Origin of the sequence: Microbacterium allomyrinae, assembly GCF_020682705.1 — a bacterium.
Classification (GTDB): Bacteria; Actinomycetota; Actinomycetes; order Actinomycetales; family Microbacteriaceae; genus Microbacterium; species Microbacterium allomyrinae.
The window spans coordinates 135,485-152,627 of the sequence record NZ_JAGTTN010000007.1; the positions used below are offsets into that span (position 1 = coordinate 135,485).

Annotated in this window: 14 protein-coding genes; 12 read left to right on the forward strand and 2 right to left on the reverse strand. The window is 68.7% G+C overall.

All coding sequences use genetic code 11. The features are described from left to right. Positions 1–7: 7 nt before the first annotated feature. The 10 genes from pheS (at position 8) to argH (ending at position 12,965) form a co-directional block, all read left to right on the forward strand. Positions 8–1,048, forward strand: coding sequence for a phenylalanine--tRNA ligase subunit alpha (pheS, locus tag KEC57_RS16965; RefSeq protein WP_229385874.1), 1,041 nt, complete (start codon positions 8–10; stop codon positions 1,046–1,048). Further along, positions 1,048–3,585 (forward strand): phenylalanine--tRNA ligase subunit beta, encoded by a 2,538-nt coding sequence (gene pheT / locus KEC57_RS16970; protein WP_229385875.1) that lies wholly within the window; start codon positions 1,048–1,050, stop codon positions 3,583–3,585. Before pheS ends, pheT begins: the two co-directional genes overlap by 1 nt. An 84-nt stretch (positions 3,586–3,669) precedes the next feature. Beyond that, a complete protein-coding gene (locus tag KEC57_RS16975) occupies positions 3,670–4,710 on the forward strand; it encodes an NAD-dependent epimerase/dehydratase family protein (protein WP_229385876.1) in 1,041 nt (346 codons plus the stop codon). 244 nt (positions 4,711–4,954) lie between these two features. Continuing rightward, positions 4,955–6,031, forward strand: a complete 1,077-nt coding sequence (gene argC, locus KEC57_RS16980; protein WP_229385877.1) for an N-acetyl-gamma-glutamyl-phosphate reductase — start codon at positions 4,955–4,957, stop codon at positions 6,029–6,031. After that, positions 6,028–7,185, forward strand: coding sequence for a bifunctional glutamate N-acetyltransferase/amino-acid acetyltransferase ArgJ (gene argJ / locus KEC57_RS16985; RefSeq protein WP_229385878.1), 1,158 nt, complete (start codon positions 6,028–6,030; stop codon positions 7,183–7,185). Before argC ends, argJ begins: the two co-directional genes overlap by 4 nt. Continuing rightward, positions 7,182–8,081, forward strand: coding sequence for an acetylglutamate kinase (gene argB, locus KEC57_RS16990; protein ID WP_229385879.1), 900 nt, complete (start codon positions 7,182–7,184; stop codon positions 8,079–8,081). Before argJ ends, argB begins: the two co-directional genes overlap by 4 nt. Continuing rightward, complete coding sequence (locus KEC57_RS16995) at positions 8,078–9,292, forward strand: acetylornithine transaminase (RefSeq protein WP_229385880.1); 1,215 nt, start codon at positions 8,078–8,080, stop codon at positions 9,290–9,292. Before argB ends, KEC57_RS16995 begins: the two co-directional genes overlap by 4 nt. Then, complete coding sequence (gene argF / locus KEC57_RS17000) at positions 9,289–10,212, forward strand: ornithine carbamoyltransferase (RefSeq protein WP_229385881.1); 924 nt, start codon at positions 9,289–9,291, stop codon at positions 10,210–10,212. Before KEC57_RS16995 ends, argF begins: the two co-directional genes overlap by 4 nt. A gap of 38 nt (positions 10,213–10,250) precedes the next feature. Then, complete coding sequence (locus KEC57_RS17005) at positions 10,251–11,384, forward strand: heparan-alpha-glucosaminide N-acetyltransferase domain-containing protein (RefSeq protein WP_229385882.1); 1,134 nt, start codon at positions 10,251–10,253, stop codon at positions 11,382–11,384. A gap of 150 nt (positions 11,385–11,534) precedes the next feature. Then, entirely contained in the window at positions 11,535–12,965 is a 1,431-nt protein-coding gene (gene argH, locus KEC57_RS17010) for an argininosuccinate lyase (protein WP_229385883.1), read from the forward strand. Positions 12,966–13,003: 38 nt separating this feature from the next. Here argH and KEC57_RS17015 read toward each other — a convergent pair whose 3' ends face one another. Further along, positions 13,004–13,594 (reverse strand): hypothetical protein, encoded by a 591-nt coding sequence (locus tag KEC57_RS17015; RefSeq protein WP_229385884.1) that lies wholly within the window; start codon positions 13,592–13,594, stop codon positions 13,004–13,006. A gap of 78 nt (positions 13,595–13,672) precedes the next feature. Beyond that, entirely contained in the window at positions 13,673–14,284 is a 612-nt protein-coding gene (locus tag KEC57_RS17020) for a DNA-binding protein (RefSeq protein ID WP_229385885.1), read from the reverse strand. Positions 14,285–14,520: 236 nt separating this feature from the next. On the opposite strand from KEC57_RS17020, the gene tyrS reads away from it, so the two are divergent. Together tyrS and KEC57_RS17030 are read left to right on the forward strand one after the other, a co-directional pair. Then, positions 14,521–15,825, forward strand: a complete 1,305-nt coding sequence (gene tyrS, locus KEC57_RS17025) for a tyrosine--tRNA ligase (protein ID WP_229385886.1) — start codon at positions 14,521–14,523, stop codon at positions 15,823–15,825. A gap of 3 nt (positions 15,826–15,828) precedes the next feature. After that, entirely contained in the window at positions 15,829–16,704 is an 876-nt protein-coding gene (locus KEC57_RS17030) for a DUF4184 family protein (protein ID WP_308187614.1), read from the forward strand. The last annotated feature ends 439 nt before the right edge of the window (positions 16,705–17,143 follow it).

A 17,143-nucleotide genomic window follows, 5' to 3' on the forward strand; every position in this document is an offset into this window, starting at 1 on the left:
GTCTCTCGTGTCTGACAGTCCCGAAATCACGCCCGAGTCGGTGGAGTCCGCTGTCTCGGCGGCACTCGACGCCATCGCGATGGCAACCGATACCGCCGGCCTCCGCGCTGCTCGCTCCGCGCACACCGCGGAGGGCTCGCCGCTGGCGAAGCTGAATGCGCGCCTGCGCGACGTGCCGAACGAGAGGAAGGCCGAGTTCGGCAAGCTCGTGGGGCAGGCCCGCGGACGTGTCGGCCAGGCGCTCAGCGCCCGCGAGGAGGAACTCGTCGAGGCCGAGACGGCCGCGAAGCTCGAGGCGGAGCGTGTCGACATCACGGCTCTGGCGCAGCGCGCACGCGTCGGGGCGCGGCATCCCATCTCGCTCCTGCAGGAGCAGGTCGCCGATATCTTCGTCGGCATGGGCTGGGAGATCGCGGAGGGTCCCGAGCTCGAGCACGAGTGGTTCAACTTCGATGCGCTGAACTTCGACGTCGACCACCCGGCGCGCCAGATGCAGGACACCTTCTTCGTCGATCCGGTCGATCGTCACCTGGTGATGCGCACGCATACGAGTCCCGTGCAGGTGCGCTCGATGCTCGAGCGCGATCTTCCGCTGTACGTCCTGTGCCCGGGACGCGTGTACCGCACGGACGAGTTCGACGCGACCCACCTGCCGGTGTTCACGCAGTTCGAGGGCATCGTGGTCGACAAGAACATCACCATGGCCCATCTCAAGGGCACGCTCGATCACGCCGCCAAGGTGTTGTTCGGCGCCGAGGCGAAGACGCGCTTCCGTGCCAACTTCTTCCCCTTCACCGAGCCGTCCGCCGAGCTCGATCTCTGGCACCCCACCTTCAAAGGCGGTGCCCGATGGATCGAGTGGGGCGGCTGCGGCATGATCAACCCGAACGTGCTGCGCGCCGCAGGCATCGACCCCGAGGAGTATTCGGGCTTCGCGTTCGGCATGGGCATCGAGCGGACCCTGATGTTCCGCAGCGATGTGCAGGACATGCGCGATATGGCCGAGGGCGATGTCCGCTTCAGCGAGCAGTTCGGAATGGTGGTCTGATGCGCGTCCCGCTCTCCTGGTTGCGTGAGTTCGTCGACGTCCCGGCGGATGCCTCGCCCGAGGACGTCCTCGAGGCGCTCGTCCGCGTCGGGTTCGAAGAGGAGGATGTCCACCGCTTCGAATTGCAGGGCCCGATCGTCGTGGGCGAGGTGCTTCAGTTCGTGGAAGAGCCGCAGTCCAACGGCAAGACGATCCGCTGGTGCCAGGTGCGCGTGGCGCCCGACGGCGAGAAGGCTGCCGACGGAGGAGATGCCGTGCACGGCGTCGTCTGCGGCGCCCGCAACTTCTTCGCCGGTGACAAGGTCGTGGTGACACTTCCGGGCGCGCTGCTGCCGGGCCCCTTCCCGATCGCCGCCCGCAAGACTTACGGTCACGTATCGGACGGCATGATCGCCTCTGCCAAAGAGCTGGGGCTCGGCGACGAGCACGACGGAATCCTGCGGCTCGTCGAGCTCGGAATCGATGCGCCGGTGGGTACCGACGCGATCGGATTGCTCGGCCTCGATGACGTCGCGGTCGAGATCAACGTCACGCCCGACCGGGGGTACGCGCTGTCGGTACGCGGTGTTGCGCGCGAATACTCGCATTCGACGGGTGCGGCGTTCCGCGACCCGGCCGACCGCCCATGGGACGAGCTCGCCCCGGGCTCGGGGTTCCCGATCGTCGTCGATGACCAGGCGCCGATCCGGGGCCGCGTCGGCGCGACCGAGTTCGTCGCGCGCGTCGTCCGCGACGTCGACCCCACCAAGCCGACGCCGGCCTGGATGGTCGCGCGTCTCACGCTCGCCGGCATCCGCTCACTCGGCATCCTGATCGACATCACGAACTACGTGATGCTCGAACTGGGGCAGCCGATCCATGGCTACGACCTCGACAAGCTGCAAGGCGGGCTCACCGTGCGCCGCGCGACGCCTGGGGAGAAGCTCGAGACGCTCGACGGCAAGGTGCGCACCCTCGATGTCGAAGACCTGCTCATCACCGATGAGTCTGGCCCGATCGGCCTCGCCGGCGTGATGGGCGGCGGCACGACCGAGATGAGCAGCACGACCCGAAACGTCCTGATCGAGGCAGCGACCTTCGACACCGTGTCGATCGCGCGTACCGCACGCCGCCACAAGCTGCCCAGTGAGGCGTCGCGTCGTTTCGAGCGAGGAGTCGACCCGCTCGTTCCCTTCGTCGCCGCTCGTCGCGTGGCCGACCTCATGGTCGAGTACGCGGGCGGAACCAGCGATGACGACCTCGGCGGCGCCCTGTTCGCGGAGGTGTTCGTCGCCGGTATCACCCTGCCCGCAGGCTTCGTCGAGGGGCTCATCGGAGTCGATTACACCTCGGGCGAGATCGAGGGCGCGCTCCGGCTGATCGGTTGCGAGGTCGTTGTCGCCGACGACGCTGCCGACGGCTGGCAGGTCATCCCGCCCTCGTGGCGCCCCGACCTCACCGACAAGTGGACGCTCGCCGAAGAGGTGGCGCGCATCGAGGGCTACGACCGCATCCCGTCGATCCTTCCGACGCCGCCTTCGGGTCGGGGGCTCACCGTGGCCCAGGAGGGTCGTCGTCGTGTGGCGAATGCGCTCGCCGCGGCCGGGTACGTCGAGACTCCGTCCTTCGGCTTCACCACCGAAGAGCACAACGATCTGCACGGCTCGGCATCGGGCGGGCATCTGCCGAGCATCAAGCTCGCCAATCCGCTCGACGGGCAGTCGCCGTTCCTGCGCCGTTCGCTGGTGCCCGGCCTGCTGCAGGTGGCGCACCGCAATGTGGCTCGCGGCCTCACCGATCTCTCGCTGTTCGAGACGGGCGTCGTGTTCCTTCCGAAACCGGGGGCGACGTACGGCACCGCGTTCGTTCCGCCGTTGGCCGTGCGCCCGGATGCCGCGACCTTGGCCGAACTCGACGAGTCGATCCCGCCGCAGCATCGTCACGTCGCGGTGCTGCTGGCGGGCAGCCTCGTCCCGAAGCAGCCCGGCATCGCGCCCGTCGCAGCGGAACTCTCCGACGCGCTGGACGCGGTCCGCACCATCGCTGCGGCAGCAGGCGTCACGATCGATGTCGTTCAGGGTGCGCGCGCGGCGCTGCACCCGGGACGCACCGGCGTGCTCGCAGTCGGCGCGACCGAGGTCGGATACGTCGGCGAAGTGCTTCCCGCGGTGGCGGCGGCATCCGATCTTCCCGGCCGGGTGATCGTGGCCGAACTGGATCTGGACCTGGTGATCTCGCTCGCGGGTGACAGGGTCGTCGCGGCCTCGCTGTCGGGGTTCCCGGCGGCGACGCAGGATGTGTCGCTCGTGGTCGGCGCCGATGTGCCCGCCGGCGAGGTGCGCGCGGCGCTCGTGGAAGGTGCGGGCGAACTCCTCGAGTCGCTGCGACTGGTCGACGACTACAGGGGCCCGGGAGTGGCAGAGGGTGCGAAGAGCCTGACGTTCGCGCTGCGCTTCCGAGGGACCGACCGCACGCTCACGGCCGCCGAGGCGACCGATGCGAAGCTGGCCGGTGTCGCTGTCGCGGCCGAGCGCTTCGGCGCGACGCTCCGCGAGTAGCCGCGAGTCGCGAGTAGCCGCGCCCCGCTCTGCCGTCGGCGGAACGGGGTGCCGCTGTGCCGGCTCGTCTGATTGGGTGGTGCCATGACCGACGTGCTGGTGCTGGGCGGAACGGGCTGGTTGAGCGCACGCATCGCAGAGCAGTGGATGGCCCCCGCGGCTGCTCCACGCACCGCCGCCGCGTCGCTCGGAGCTTCCGGTGCCGTGGCCGCCGCCCGGGCATCCGTCACGTGCCTCGCTCGAGGTGGTCGACCCGCACCCGACGGTGCGACACTCGTCGTGGCCGACCGCGACGGACCGGAACCGTATGCCGAAGTGGCGGACCGGGAATGGGACGAGGTCGTCGATGTCTCTTCGAACCCTGTGCACGTGGCCGCGGCGATCGATGCGATCGGAGACCGCGCGAAGCACTGGACCTATGTCTCGACCGTGTCGGTCTATGCCGCGAACGATCGGCCCGGCGCTGACGAGTCGGCCGAGCTGTTGACCCCCGCCGGCCCCGACGAGGAAGCGGACTACGGGCGGGCGAAGGCCGAGGCCGAGGCGTCCGTTCGATCCGCCCTGGGGTTTCGCTCGGCGATCGTGCGCCCCGGGTTGATCGCGGGACCCGGTGATCCCACCGATCGTTTCGGCTACTGGGTCGCGCGCTTCGCACTCGCTGCGGGCGCCGACGTGCTCGTGCCGGACGCGGGCGGCCGCGGCGCGCAGGTGATCGACGTCGACGATCTCGCTGAGTTCGTGCAGGCGATCGGCCGTGAGCGGTGGACGGGAGTCGCGAACGCCGTCGGTGACCCGGTGGCTCTCGGTGGACTGATGCGTGAGGCTCGCTCCGTGGCGGGGCATGACGGCCGGACGGCCACGGCCTCAGACGACTGGCTGGAAGCCCACGACGTCGCGTACTGGACGGGGTCACGCTCACTGCCGCTGTGGCTGCCGCGCGAGATGCCGGGCTTTTGGACCCGCTCGAACGCCGTCTACCGCTTGCTGGGCGGACGCCTGCGCCCCCTGCGAGAGACGCTCGAACGCACCCTCGCCGACGAACGCGCCCGTGGTCTGGACCGCGAGCGGCGTGCCGGGCTGTCGCGCCCCGACGAGCTCGCTCTGCTGGCGGAGCTCGCGGCCTGAACCCGGGCGTCGATTTGCGGATGCCGCTGCCCGGCCAGTATGGTCGGCGCATGCCTTCGGCCACCCAGGGATCCGAGACGCTCGTTCCGAGCGTCTCTCCCGTGCGCCGACGTCACCTCCGCCTGAACACTCGCGGCCGCCGACTCTAGGCGACCCCGCATGAGGTCCCCTCGTGGACCCGAGTGGGTGTCGCCGTGTCGTCCCGAGCCCGTCGAAGGGCAGCCCAGACTCTAAGGTGGAATCCATGACATATTCGGTCGCCGTCTCCGGCGCATCCGGTTATGCGGGCGGCGAGATCCTGCGGATCCTCGCCGCGCATCCCGACGTCGAGATCCGCACCGTGACCGCGCATTCCAACGCGGGACAGCCGCTCATCCGGCATCAGCCACACCTGCGCTCCCTCGAGCACCTCACGCTCTCAGACACCACGTCCGAAGTGCTGGCAGGGCATGACATCGTGTTCCTGGCCCTCCCGCACGGTCAGTCGGGGCAATACACCGACGCCCTCGGCGACACCGCTCTCGTCATCGACGCAGGGGCCGATCACCGGCTCGAGTCCGTCACGGACTGGGAACAGTTCTACGGTGGCAACTTCCACGAACCGTGGGTGTACGGGGTGCCTGAGCTCGTGGTCGCCGGGGCGAAACAGCGCGAACGCCTGATCGGGGCGTCGCGCATCGCAGCTCCCGGATGCAACGCGTCGACCGTTTCGCTCAGCCTCGCGCCGGGGGTCGCCGCCGGTGTCATCGACCCGGGCGACATCGTGACGGTGCTCGCCGTCGGTCCTTCGGGCGCCGGCAAGAGCCTGAAGACCAACCTCCTCGCGAGCGAGATCCTCGGCTCCGCCAATCCGTACGCAGTCGGCGGCACGCACCGGCACATCCCCGAGATCCGCCAGGCGCTGGTCGCCGCCCGTGCGACACACGCCGGTGCCGGAGTCACCGGCCCCGACGACGGCATCCGCATCTCGTTCACGCCGGTGCTCGTGCCGATGGCGCGCGGGATCCTCGCGACCTCGACCGCCCCGATCGTGAACGACGCGACGGATGCCGAGATCCGCGGCGCATGGGAGGCCGCGTACGGCGACGAGACGTTCGTCCAGTTGCTGCCCGAGGGCCAATTCCCGCGTACTGCCGATGTGCTCGGTGCGAACACCGCGCTGATCGGCCTCGCGATCGATCGTGCAGCGAACCGCGTCGTCGTCGTGACGGCGGTCGACAATCTTGTCAAGGGCACCGCCGGCGCAGCCGTGCAGTCAATGAATATCGCGCTGGGCCTCGCAGAAGGTACCGGCCTGACCGTGAACGGAGTCGCGCCGTGAGTGTCACCGCGCCCCAGGGATTCGAGGCTGCCGGCGTCGCCGTCGGACTCAAGTCGACCGGCAAGCCCGACGTCGCCGTCGTCGTGAACCGCGGGCCGCTCAAGGTGGGAGCCGCGGTCTTCACCTCGAACCGTGCCAAGGCGAATCCCATCATGTGGTCGCAGCAGGTGGTTCAGGATGGCGTGGTCGAGGCGATCGTGCTCAATTCGGGCGGCGCGAACTGCTTCACCGGATCGTTCGGCTTCCAGACGACGCACCAGACGGCGGAGAAGGCGGCGCAACTGCTCGGTGTGAGTGCCGGCGACATCGTCGTGTGCTCGACCGGCCTCATCGGCACCGGCGACGACGTCTTCCGCGCGAAGGTGCTCGCCGGCACCGAGCACGGCATCGCCGAGCTCTCGGCCGACGGCGGCGAGGCGGCATCCCTCGCGATCATGACGACGGACTCCCGCCCCAAGCGCGCGGTCGCCGAACGGGACGGCTGGTCGATCGGCGGCATGGCGAAGGGCGCGGGCATGCTGGCGCCGGGCCTTGCGACGATGCTCGTCGTCATCACGACCGACGCCGTGCTCGACGCGGCCCAGGCCGACGCTGCCCTTCGAAACGCCACGGGCCGCACGTTCGACCGCCTCGACTCCGACGGCTGCATGTCGACGAACGACCAGGTCACGCTGATGGTGAGCGGCGCGTCCGGCATCACGCCCGACTTCGACGAGTTCGCCGCCGCGCTCGCCGAGGTGAGTCAGGACCTCGCGAAGCAGCTCCAGGGCGATGCCGAGGGCGCGAGCCACGACATCACGATCGAGGTGATCAACGCGCTCTCCGAGGACGATGCCGTCGAGGTGGGGCGCTCGGTCGCGCGCAACAACCTTTTCAAGGCCGCGATCTTCGGCAACGACCCCAACTGGGGCCGTGTGCTCGCCGCCATCGGCACCACTGACGCAGCTTTCGATCCGTATGACGTGGACGTCTGGATGAACGGGGTGCGGGTGTGCACCGCGGGCGGCCCTGACCGCCCTCGTGAGGACGTCGATCTCACCCCCCGCGCCACCGATCTGCTGATCGACCTGAAGATCGGCGCGGCGGCGGCCACGATCCTCACCAATGACCTCACGCACGACTACGTCCACGAGAACAGCGCCTATTCCTCATGACAGACATCCAGGACACCGATCCCGACGAGGCCTCGGTCCGGGCAGCGACTCTCGTAGAGTCGCTGCCGTGGTTGCGCCGCTTCCACGATCAGATCGTCGTCGTGAAGTATGGCGGCAACGCGATGGTGAGCGAAGAGCTCCAAGATGCTTTCGCCGCCGACATCGCCTATCTCCGCTACGTCGGGGTGAAGCCGGTCGTGGTTCACGGCGGAGGACCGCAGATCTCGTCGATGCTCGATCGCCTCGCGATCCCGAGCGAGTTCAAGGGCGGCTACCGGGTCACCTCCACCGAGGCGATCTCGGTGGTGCGCATGGTGCTCACCGGGCAGATCAATCCGCAGCTGGTCGGCAAGATCAATGCTCATGGCCCCGTGGCGGCGGGCTTGAGCGGCGAGGACGCCGGACTGTTCGGCGGGCGGCGCCGCGGCGTGGTGATCGAGGGGGTCGAGCACGACCTCGGCCGTGTCGGCGATGTCGTCGAGGTCGATCCGCAGCCGGTGCTCGATCAGCTCGCGGCGGGCCGGATCCCCGTGGTCTCGAGCATCGCGCCGGATCTCGACCACCCGGGGCACTCGCTGAATGTGAATGCGGATGCCGCGGCATCCGCTCTCGCTGTCGCTCTCGGCGCCGCGAAGCTCGTGGTGCTCACCGACGTCGCGGGTCTGTACGCCGACTGGCCGGACCGCGACTCGCTCGTCTCGCACCTGAACTCGACCGAGCTGCGCGCGATGCTGCCGCGACTGGAATCGGGCATGATCCCGAAGATGGCGGCGTGTCTGGAGGCCGTCGAAGGCGGCGTCGAGACGGCCGCGATCATCGACGGGAGGGTGCCGCACTCGGTGCTCGTGGAGATCTTCACCAGTAAGGGAATCGGAACAGAGGTGGTACTCGGATGACGTGGCAGGATGACGCGGGGCGCGACCTCGTACGCAGCTTCGGCGAGCGGATGGCGATGTTCGTCCGCGGTGAAGGATCCTACTTGTGGGATGCCGAGGGCACGAGATACCTCGACTTCCTCGCGGGCATCGCGGTCGATTCGCTCGGCCACGCCCACCCGGTGTTCGTGGAGGCCATCGCGACTCAGGCCGCGACGCTCGCCCATGTCTCGAACTACTTCGCGACGCCGCCGCAGCTCGCGCTCGCCGCGATGCTGAAGCGCGTCGCAGGAACGGGCGATGGCGGCCGCGTCTACTTCGGCAACTCCGGTGCCGAAGCGAACGAAGCGGCCTTCAAGCTGGCCCGCCTCCATGGCGGCAGCGATCGCCCACGCATCCTGGCGCTCACGGATGCCTTCCATGGCCGCACCATGGGCACGCTGGCGCTGACCGGGAAGCCGTGGATGCAGGAGCCGTTCCTCCCGATGACGCCGGGTGTCGAGTTCATCGACTCCACGATCGAGGCGCTCGAAGCGGCGATCGACGACCGGGTCGCCGCGCTGTTCATCGAACCGGTGAAGGGCGAGGCGGGCGTCCTCGAGTTGCCTGCGGGCTTCCTGCGTGCGGCCCGCGAGATCACCGAGCGCCACGGCGTCCTGCTGATCATCGACGAGATCCAGACCGGTGCCGGCCGCACCGGGGAATGGTTCGCCTTCCAGCACGAGGGGATCACCCCGGACGCCATCACCGTCGCCAAGGGCATCGGCGGCGGGTTCCCGATCGGCGCGCTCATCACGTACGGCGCGGCGAGCGAGCTCTTCTACCCGGGCACACACGGTTCGACGTTCGGCGGCAACGCACTGGGCACCGCGGTCGCCGGAGCCGTCGTCGGCGAGATCGAGCGAGCCGGCCTCGTGCAGAATGCGGCGGAGCGGGGCGAGCAGCTTCGCAGCGCGATCCTCGGAATCGACTCGGCGCTGATCGGCGGCGTCCGCGGGCGCGGATTGCTCCTCGGGGTGGCTCTGACGCATCCGATCGCGAAGGCGGTCGTCGCCGCCGCGCAGGAACACGGCCTCGTGATCAACGCCCCCAACGACGAGACGATCCGGCTCGTGCCCGCACTCACGATCGGCGACGTGGAGATCGACGAGTTCGTCGCGCTCTTCACCGCAGCTCTGCGCACGGTCGAAGACGCGCTTCTTCTCGAGACCCCGACGGAGGTCCCCGCATGACCCGCCACCTGTTGCGCGACGATGATCTTTCGCAGGCCGAACAGGACGAGATCCTCGATCTGGCGATCGCGCTGAAGAAGGACCGCTGGAAGCTGAAGACCCTCGAGGGTCCGCAGACCGTGGCCGTCATCTTCGACAAGTCCTCGACCCGCACCCGCGTCTCCTTCGCGGTGGGTATCGCCGATCTCGGCGGATCGCCGCTCATCATCTCGACGGCGAACAGTCAGCTCGGTGGCAAAGAGACGCCGTCCGATACGGCGCGCGTGCTCGAGCGACAGGTTGCGGCGATCGTGTGGCGCACCTACGCGCAGGCCGGTCTCGAAGAGATGGCGCGCGGCACCCGCGTGCCCGTCGTCAACGCCCTCAGTGATGACTTTCACCCGTGCCAGCTACTGGCGGACCTGCTCACGATCAAAGAGCACAAGGGCGAGCTCAAAGGCCTCACGCTCTCGTTCTTCGGCGACGGCATGTCGAACATGGCGCATTCGTACGTCCTGGCCGGCGTGACCGCCGGCATGCACGTGCGGGTCGCCTCGCCGGAGGCCTACGCCCCCCGCGACGACGTCATCGCCGACGCGGACCGACGCGCGGCCGAGACGGGCGGCTCCGTCACGCTGTACACCGACGCCGTCGAGGCGGCGGCAGGCGCCGATGTCATCGTCACCGACACATGGGTGTCGATGGGAAAAGAGGAGGAGAAGCTCGCACGTCTGCGCGATCTCGGCGCCTACAAGGTCACCCAGGACCTCATGGCGCTGGCGAAGGACGACGCGATCTTCATCCACTGCCTGCCGGCCGATCGCGGGTATGAGGTCGATGCCCAGGTGATCGACGGACCTCAGAGCGTGGTGTGGGACGAGGCCGAGAACCGGCTCCACGCCCAGAAGGCCCTGCTCGTCTGGCTGCTGCGCCAGGACTGAGTGAAGACGGCTCGAACGATCGAGAGGGCTCCTGGCGGGTGAGTGGGCGAACCGAGACGAAGCCGCCGACCTGGCCGCGCACGGAGTGGGACCGCCTCAACGGCCCCCAGCGGGTCGGCGGCGTGGACCTTGCGCGTGGACTCGCGGTGCTCGGCATGTTCGCGGCGCATCTGCTGTGGATCGAGGAACCGTTCGACTTCGCCGATCCGGGCACGTGGATCGCCGTCGTCGAGGGGCGCTCATCGATCTTGTTCGCGACGCTCGCCGGAGTATCCCTCGGCCTCATGACCGGAGGTCGCACCGCGCTGCAGGGCAGAGCCCGCAGCATCGCCGATCGGCGGATCGCAGTCCGAGCCGGGCTGCTGTGGCTCCTCGGCGTGGCGTTGATCCTCACCGGTGTACCGGTGTACGTCATCCTCCCCGCCTACGCCATCCTGTTCCTGCTCGCCATTCCGCTGACCGGATTCGGGCCGCGGGTGCTGCTGCCGCTGGCCGCCGTCCTCGCGGTCGTGATGCCTTTCGTGCAGGTTCTGCTCGATGCGTTGCCGCTGTGGAACACGTCGCCCGGCAGTGCGCTGTCGCTGGCCATCGGCTGGCATTACCCCTTCACGACGTGGATCGCGTTCGTCGTGGCAGGCATGGGAGTCGCCCGCGCGGATGTCCGGCGCCTGCGCGTGCAGTGCTGGCTCCTCGGTGCCGGCGCAGCGCTCGCCGTGCTCGGCTACGGGATCGATGCCGCGATCGGGTCCGGCGAGGCGGCGGAACTGCTCTCGTTCGACGGTGCCCTGTGGACCGCGCGAGCGCACTCGACAGGACTGCTGGAGGTCATCGGATCCGGGGGCTTCGCGCTGGCCGTGCTGGGTGCGAGCCTGCTGCTGTGCCGAACGGTGCTGACGTTCGTCGTGCTCCCGCTGCGTGCGGTGGGGGCGATGCCGCTCACCGCCTACACACTGCAACTCGTCGTCTGGGCCGCTGTCGCGGGCGCCGAACTCGGCGACTCCGGCGATCTGGCCGGTTTCCGCGCGCTCGAACCGTTCTGGCCGCTCACGCTCGGAACCATCGTGTTCTGCACCGCATGGGCGCTGCTCGCGGGACGAGGGCTCCTCGAGACGGCACTCGATCGTGCTGCGAAGTTCGCGGTGGGTGACGGGCAGCGCAGCGCCGTCCGCTGAATCCCTCGCTCCGGCGCGTTCGCTGGTGTGCGGAGTCCGTACCCGCGGCGAGGCGAAGCGAGCGTCGACCGCGGCAGCCTCGGTCGTTCCTGGGGGGAGTGGCATGCCCGCTGCGCGGCGAGCAGGCAGCACCGTCGGTAGGCTGGGGCGGTGAGTGATTCCAAGGGTGACGGCACCAACGAGGGCGCGCTGTGGGGCGCCCGATTCGCGACGGGGCCTTCTCCGGAACTGGCAGAGCTGAGTCGCTCGACGCATTTCGACTGGGATCTCGCACTCTACGACATCGCCGGCTCGCATGCTCACGCAAAGGCGCTCGCCGCCGCCGGTTACCTGACCGTCGATGAGGCGCGCGCGATGCACGAGGGTCTCGACACCCTCGCTCGGGGCGTGACCGACGGTACGCTCCGACCCTCGCCATCCGATGAAGACGTCCACGGCGCACTCGAGCAGGCGCTGATCGGCGCCGTCGGTGCCGAGCTCGGAGGCAAGCTGCGTGCCGGTCGCAGCCGCAATGACCAGATCGCCACCCTGGTGCGGATGTATCTGCTCGACCACTCGCGCACGATCGCGCGTGAGCTGCTGCGCCTCGTCGACGCGCTCGTCTCACAGGCGGAAGCCCACCCCGACGCGATCATGCCCGGCCGCACACACCTGCAGCATGCGCAGCCGGTGCTGCTCGCGCATCATCTCCAGGCCCACGCCTGGCCTCTCGTGCGCGACCTCGAACGTCTGCGCGACTGGTCGGCACGCGCGTCGGTGTCGCCGTACGGCGGCGGGGCGCTCGCCGGATCGACTCTCGGTCTCGACCCGCAGCTGGTGGCGCGCGAACTCGGTCTCGACCGCCCGGCGGAGAACTCGCTCGATGGCACCTCGGCGCGTGATGTCGTCGCGGAGTTCGCGTTCATCACCGCGATGATCGGGATCGACGTGTCGCGGTTCGCCGAAGAGATCATCATCTGGAACACCCGGGAGTTCGGCTTCGTCAGACTCGACGACGGCTACTCGACCGGGTCGAGCATCATGCCGCAGAAGAAGAACCCCGATATCGCGGAGCTCGCGCGCGGCAAGGCCGGCCGATTGATCGGCAACCTGACCGGCCTGCTCGCGACGCTCAAGGCTCTTCCGCTCGCGTACAACCGTGACCTGCAGGAAGACAAGGAGCCTGTCTTCGACTCGGTGCGCACTCTCGAGACCGTGCTGCCCGCGTTCGCCGGAATGGTCGCGACGATGCGGTTCGACACCGATCGCATGGCGGCGCTCGCTCCCCAGGGCTTCTCCCTCGCGACCGATGTGGCGGAGTGGCTCGTCAAGCGGGGCGTGCCGTTCCGTGACGCCCACGAGATCTCGGGACACCTCGTGCGTGTGTGCGAGGAGAACGGCATCGAGCTGCACGAGGTCTCCGATGTGCAGCTCGCCGGCGTTTCGAGCCATCTCGCACCGGAGGTGCGCGATGTGCTGACGGTGGAGGGCTCGGTGGCCAGCCGAACCGGGGCCGGCGGCACCGCTCCGGTGCGCGTCGCCGAGCAGCGCGGCGAACTCATCGAACGCGTGCAGGCTGCCGCTCACTCCCTCGGTCTGTAGATCCGGCCGCGCCGGAACCTGTCGGCCAGGCCCTCAGGTCACCAGATCGCGAGGCGCACGAGCGCGGCGACGACGCAGGCCCACAGCAGGCTCGCGAGCGTGCCGATGATGAAGCGCTCGCGCGATTCGGGGGCGGCGAGTTCGGAGAAGCGACCGATGCCCTTGAGGGCGACGACGACGGCGATGGCTTCGGGAAAACCGGCGATGATTCCGAGCGTCACCGCGACCCGCTCGAGGTAGCCGATCGTGGTGCCGCCGCGCAGCACCTCTCGCACGGCGCCCTCGGAGCCGCCGGCGATCGTCGGCGCACGCAGCAGGATCCCGCCGTTGTCACCCTCCTGAACGGCGCCGTGACTCGCGATCTCGAGCACCCGGCGAGTCACGGGATCGCCGCCGAGCACAGCGAGCGCCGTGCCGAGCAGGGCGATTGCGAGGCCGATGATCAGTGGGACGTTGATCGGTGACACCGTCACGACGAGCAAGCACAGCACGACCAGCACACCGGCGACGATCAGCGGCACCGTGGTTGGTCGGCGCAGACTGATCACGACGAGGACCAGTGCGCCGCAGAGCGCCAGGAACAGGAAGATCGACAGCGCGGCGACGATCAGCACGTCGGGGGAGATCATGGCGTCAGTCTGACATGAGCCACCGACGCGGCAGGGGAGCGGCATCCGCTCGATGGATGCCCTGTCAGCCGTGTCGGGTCACCCCGGGCCGGCGGATTCGTCGAATGGCGCATCGAGACGTTCGAGTACGCGCTCGAGCGCGGGGACCGCGGCCTCCTCGGCGCGCAACGCGGCGGCCTTGGCGCGCAGACTCACTGCGCCCTGAGTGATGCCGAGCCTCGCCGCGGACTCGCGCTGGCTGTGACCTGCCGCGAGGAGGTCGTAGACCTCCCATCCCTCCGGGCTCCGGCGGTCACGCAGTTCGATCAGCAGGCGGACGAGGGCCTCGGCATCGTCGCCGCCGTGTGACGCGGTGATGGCGACGCGAGTGGGCGCCTTCTTGGCTCGATCGACGGCGTCGCGGGCGTTGAGGAACGCTTCGCCGCGCGCGGCTCGCACGCTCGTGGGGAGAGGGGATTCGATGCCGCCCGCGCCGACGCCGACGCTCCACGTGCCGGTCCGCGTGAGATCGAGGACGATGGCGAGGAGTGCCTGCGCGTCGGCGATGGCGAACTGGATCTCGTCGCCTGCGGTGCGCTCAGGCGAGAGTGTCAGTCCAGTGCCGCCGCGGTTGCTGACGTGGGCGATCGCGGCGGGAACCAGATCGGCGTTCGACCGGCTGTCCCGCTGGTCGGCCGTCACGACGTACATGCGGTTCTCCTTTAGCGTGGAATCTAAATCAATGCAGAGTTTAGCTCACATGCTTGACCGGAGATAGTACCTGGACTAAAGACGAGAGTTGATTAGCTCACGAGCTGAAGTGTCGGGAATCCGTGACTCGGCTCGCATCCACCACTTCGGTGGAGAGGGCCGCCCTGCCCCCTCCTACCGGGCACGGCATGCGCGCTCTGCAGGTCGACCTGCGCCGCGCTGATAACCTGACACGCGTGTCTGAAACCGTCGTGAGCGCGACTGCGCCCGCCAACGATCCCGCGTTCGAGAACGTGTGGGATGAGATCGTCTGGCGCGGACTCGTGCATGTGTCCACCGATCAGAACGCGTTGCGCGCGCTGCTGTCGGGCGACCCGATCACGTACTACTGCGGCTTCGACCCCACCGCCCCGAGCCTGCACCTCGGAAACCTCGTGCAGCTGCTCCTTCTGCGACGTCTGCAGCTCGCGGGTCACAGACCGCTGGGACTCGTCGGCGGGTCCACCGGTCTCATCGGAGACCCGCGTCCCACCGCCGAGCGCACCCTGAACACCAAGGAGACGGTCGCAGAGTGGGTCGGGTACCTGCGCGCGCAGGTCGAACGGTTCCTCAGCTTCGAGGGCGACAATGCCGCGCGGATCGTGAACAACCTGGACTGGACCGCACCGCTGTCGGCGATCGACTTCCTGCGCGAGATCGGCAAGCACTACCGCGTGGGGACGATGCTCAAGAAGGATGCGGTGGCGTCCCGTCTGAACTCCGAGGCCGGGATCAGCTACACCGAGTTCAGCTACCAGATCCTGCAGGGCTTCGACTTCCTCGAGCTCCATCGCCACTACGACTGCGTCCTGCAGACCGGCGGCAGCGACCAGTGGGGAAACCTCACCAGCGGAACGCATCTCATCCACCGTGTCGAAGGTGCCTCCGCACATGCGATCGGCACACCGCTGATCACGAACAGCGACGGCACGAAGTTCGGCAAGAGCGAGGGCAATGCGATCTGGCTCGATCCCGAGATGTGCAGCCCGTACCGCTTCTACCAGTTCTGGCTGAACACCGACGACGGCGATGTGATCTCGCGGCTGAAGGTCTTCACCTTCCTCTCTCGTGCCGAGATCGAGGAATACGAGGCGCTCGTCGCTGCCGAGCCCTTCCGTCGTGCGGCGCAGAAACGTCTCGCTCTCGAGGCCACGACCTTCGTGCACGGACCGGATGCCGCGGCCGCCGTGATCGCCGCGTCTGAGGCGCTCTTCGGACAGGGCGACCTCGCGACGCTCGACGAGGTGACGCTTCGCCAGGCCCTCGAGGAACTGCCGAATGCGTCGGTGCCCTCCGGCACGCCGGTGCTGCAGGCGCTCGTCGACACCGGCCTCGTCGCGAGTCTGTCGGAGGGACGACGCGCGATCGCGCAGGGTGGCGTGTCGATGGACGGGGAGCGGGTGCAGGACGAGGCGACCCCGGTGTCCGGAGCGTTGCCAGGCGGGGTGTCGGTACTGCGCCGCGGCAAGAAGACCCTCGCGGGCGTTTTCGTCACCGGGTAGCACGTGCCGTTCACGCCGAGCCACGCGGTCGTTGCGCTGCCCTTCGTGCGGACACCACTGGTGCCGGCGGCTATCGCGATCGGCGCGATGACGCCCGATCTGCCGCTGTTCGTGCGGGGGCTTCCGCTCGGCGGCCTCTTCGGTCTCGACTATGGGCGAACGCACGCGTTCTCATGGCTCCCTGCGACGATGCTGGTCGCGCTCGCGCTGCTGCTCCTGTGGCGCTGCGTGCTGCGTCCCGCGACCAGGGAGCTCTCGCCCGGCTGGCTCGCGCGGAGGCTTCCGGGGGAGTGGGATGCCGGTGCGATCGCGGGAGCGCGTGAGACGTTCGCCGTCAGTGGGGTGTCGGCCCGCGCGTCGTGGCGCGGCACAGTGCTCCTGCTTCTTTCACTCGCGATCGGCATCGCGACCCACATCGTCTGGGATCTCTTCACGCATGAGGGTCGGTGGGGCACATCGGTGCTGCCTGTGCTCGCGGATCAGTGGGGACCGTTCCCCGGGTACAAATGGCTGCAGCACGGCTCGAGCACGATCGGCCTGGCGATTCTCGCGACCTGGACGCTCTGGTGGCTCGTTCGCCGAGACGATGCAGCCGAGCCCGGGCGGCGGGCGGCCCCCGGCAGCGCGCCGGCACCGTCGGGAGCGGGCGAGGGAGCGGTCGTCCGCGTCCTGCCCGCGTCGGTGCGATGGACGTGGTGGCTGTCGCTTCCCGTGGCGCTGATCGTCGGCTGGGTCTGGGGGCTTGCTGCGTTCGGACCGTTGGACGCCGAGTTCACCGCGGCCCACCTCGGGTACCGGATGCTGCCGCCGGCGTGCGCGGTCTGGGGGATGCTCACGCTCCTTGTGTGCGTGGTCGTGCAGGCTGCACGGCGCCGGTGACCTGATCCGCCGGAAATCCGCGGAATCACGCGGATCTCTCGGTGCGACACGCCCGGGGTGTGGTGTGGATTGGACGGGATGGTGGTTCCCGCGTAACTTATTACTTGTTCGCCCCACAGGGAGTCGGAGAGGCTGAGAGCCTTACCCCCCTCAAGTGGAGAACAACCTCGCCTTCTCACCCTTCAGCTCCGGCTGAGATGCGGAAGATATGCAGCCTTCGGCTGCGGTGGAGGACTGCCTCCTCGGAGCGGTTCTGGATCTCGATCTGGGGCGTTCTGGTTCGGATCTCGTCGATTTGACAGAGTCGAACAGGGGAGATAAGATAGTGAAGTTGCCCTGCGGGTCTGGCTGAGAGGCTGGGTTGGTGGGTGCGTCCGATCCTTGAGAACTCAACAGCGTGCACTTGTCAAATGCCAAAAAACCTCGTGGCTAGCTTCGG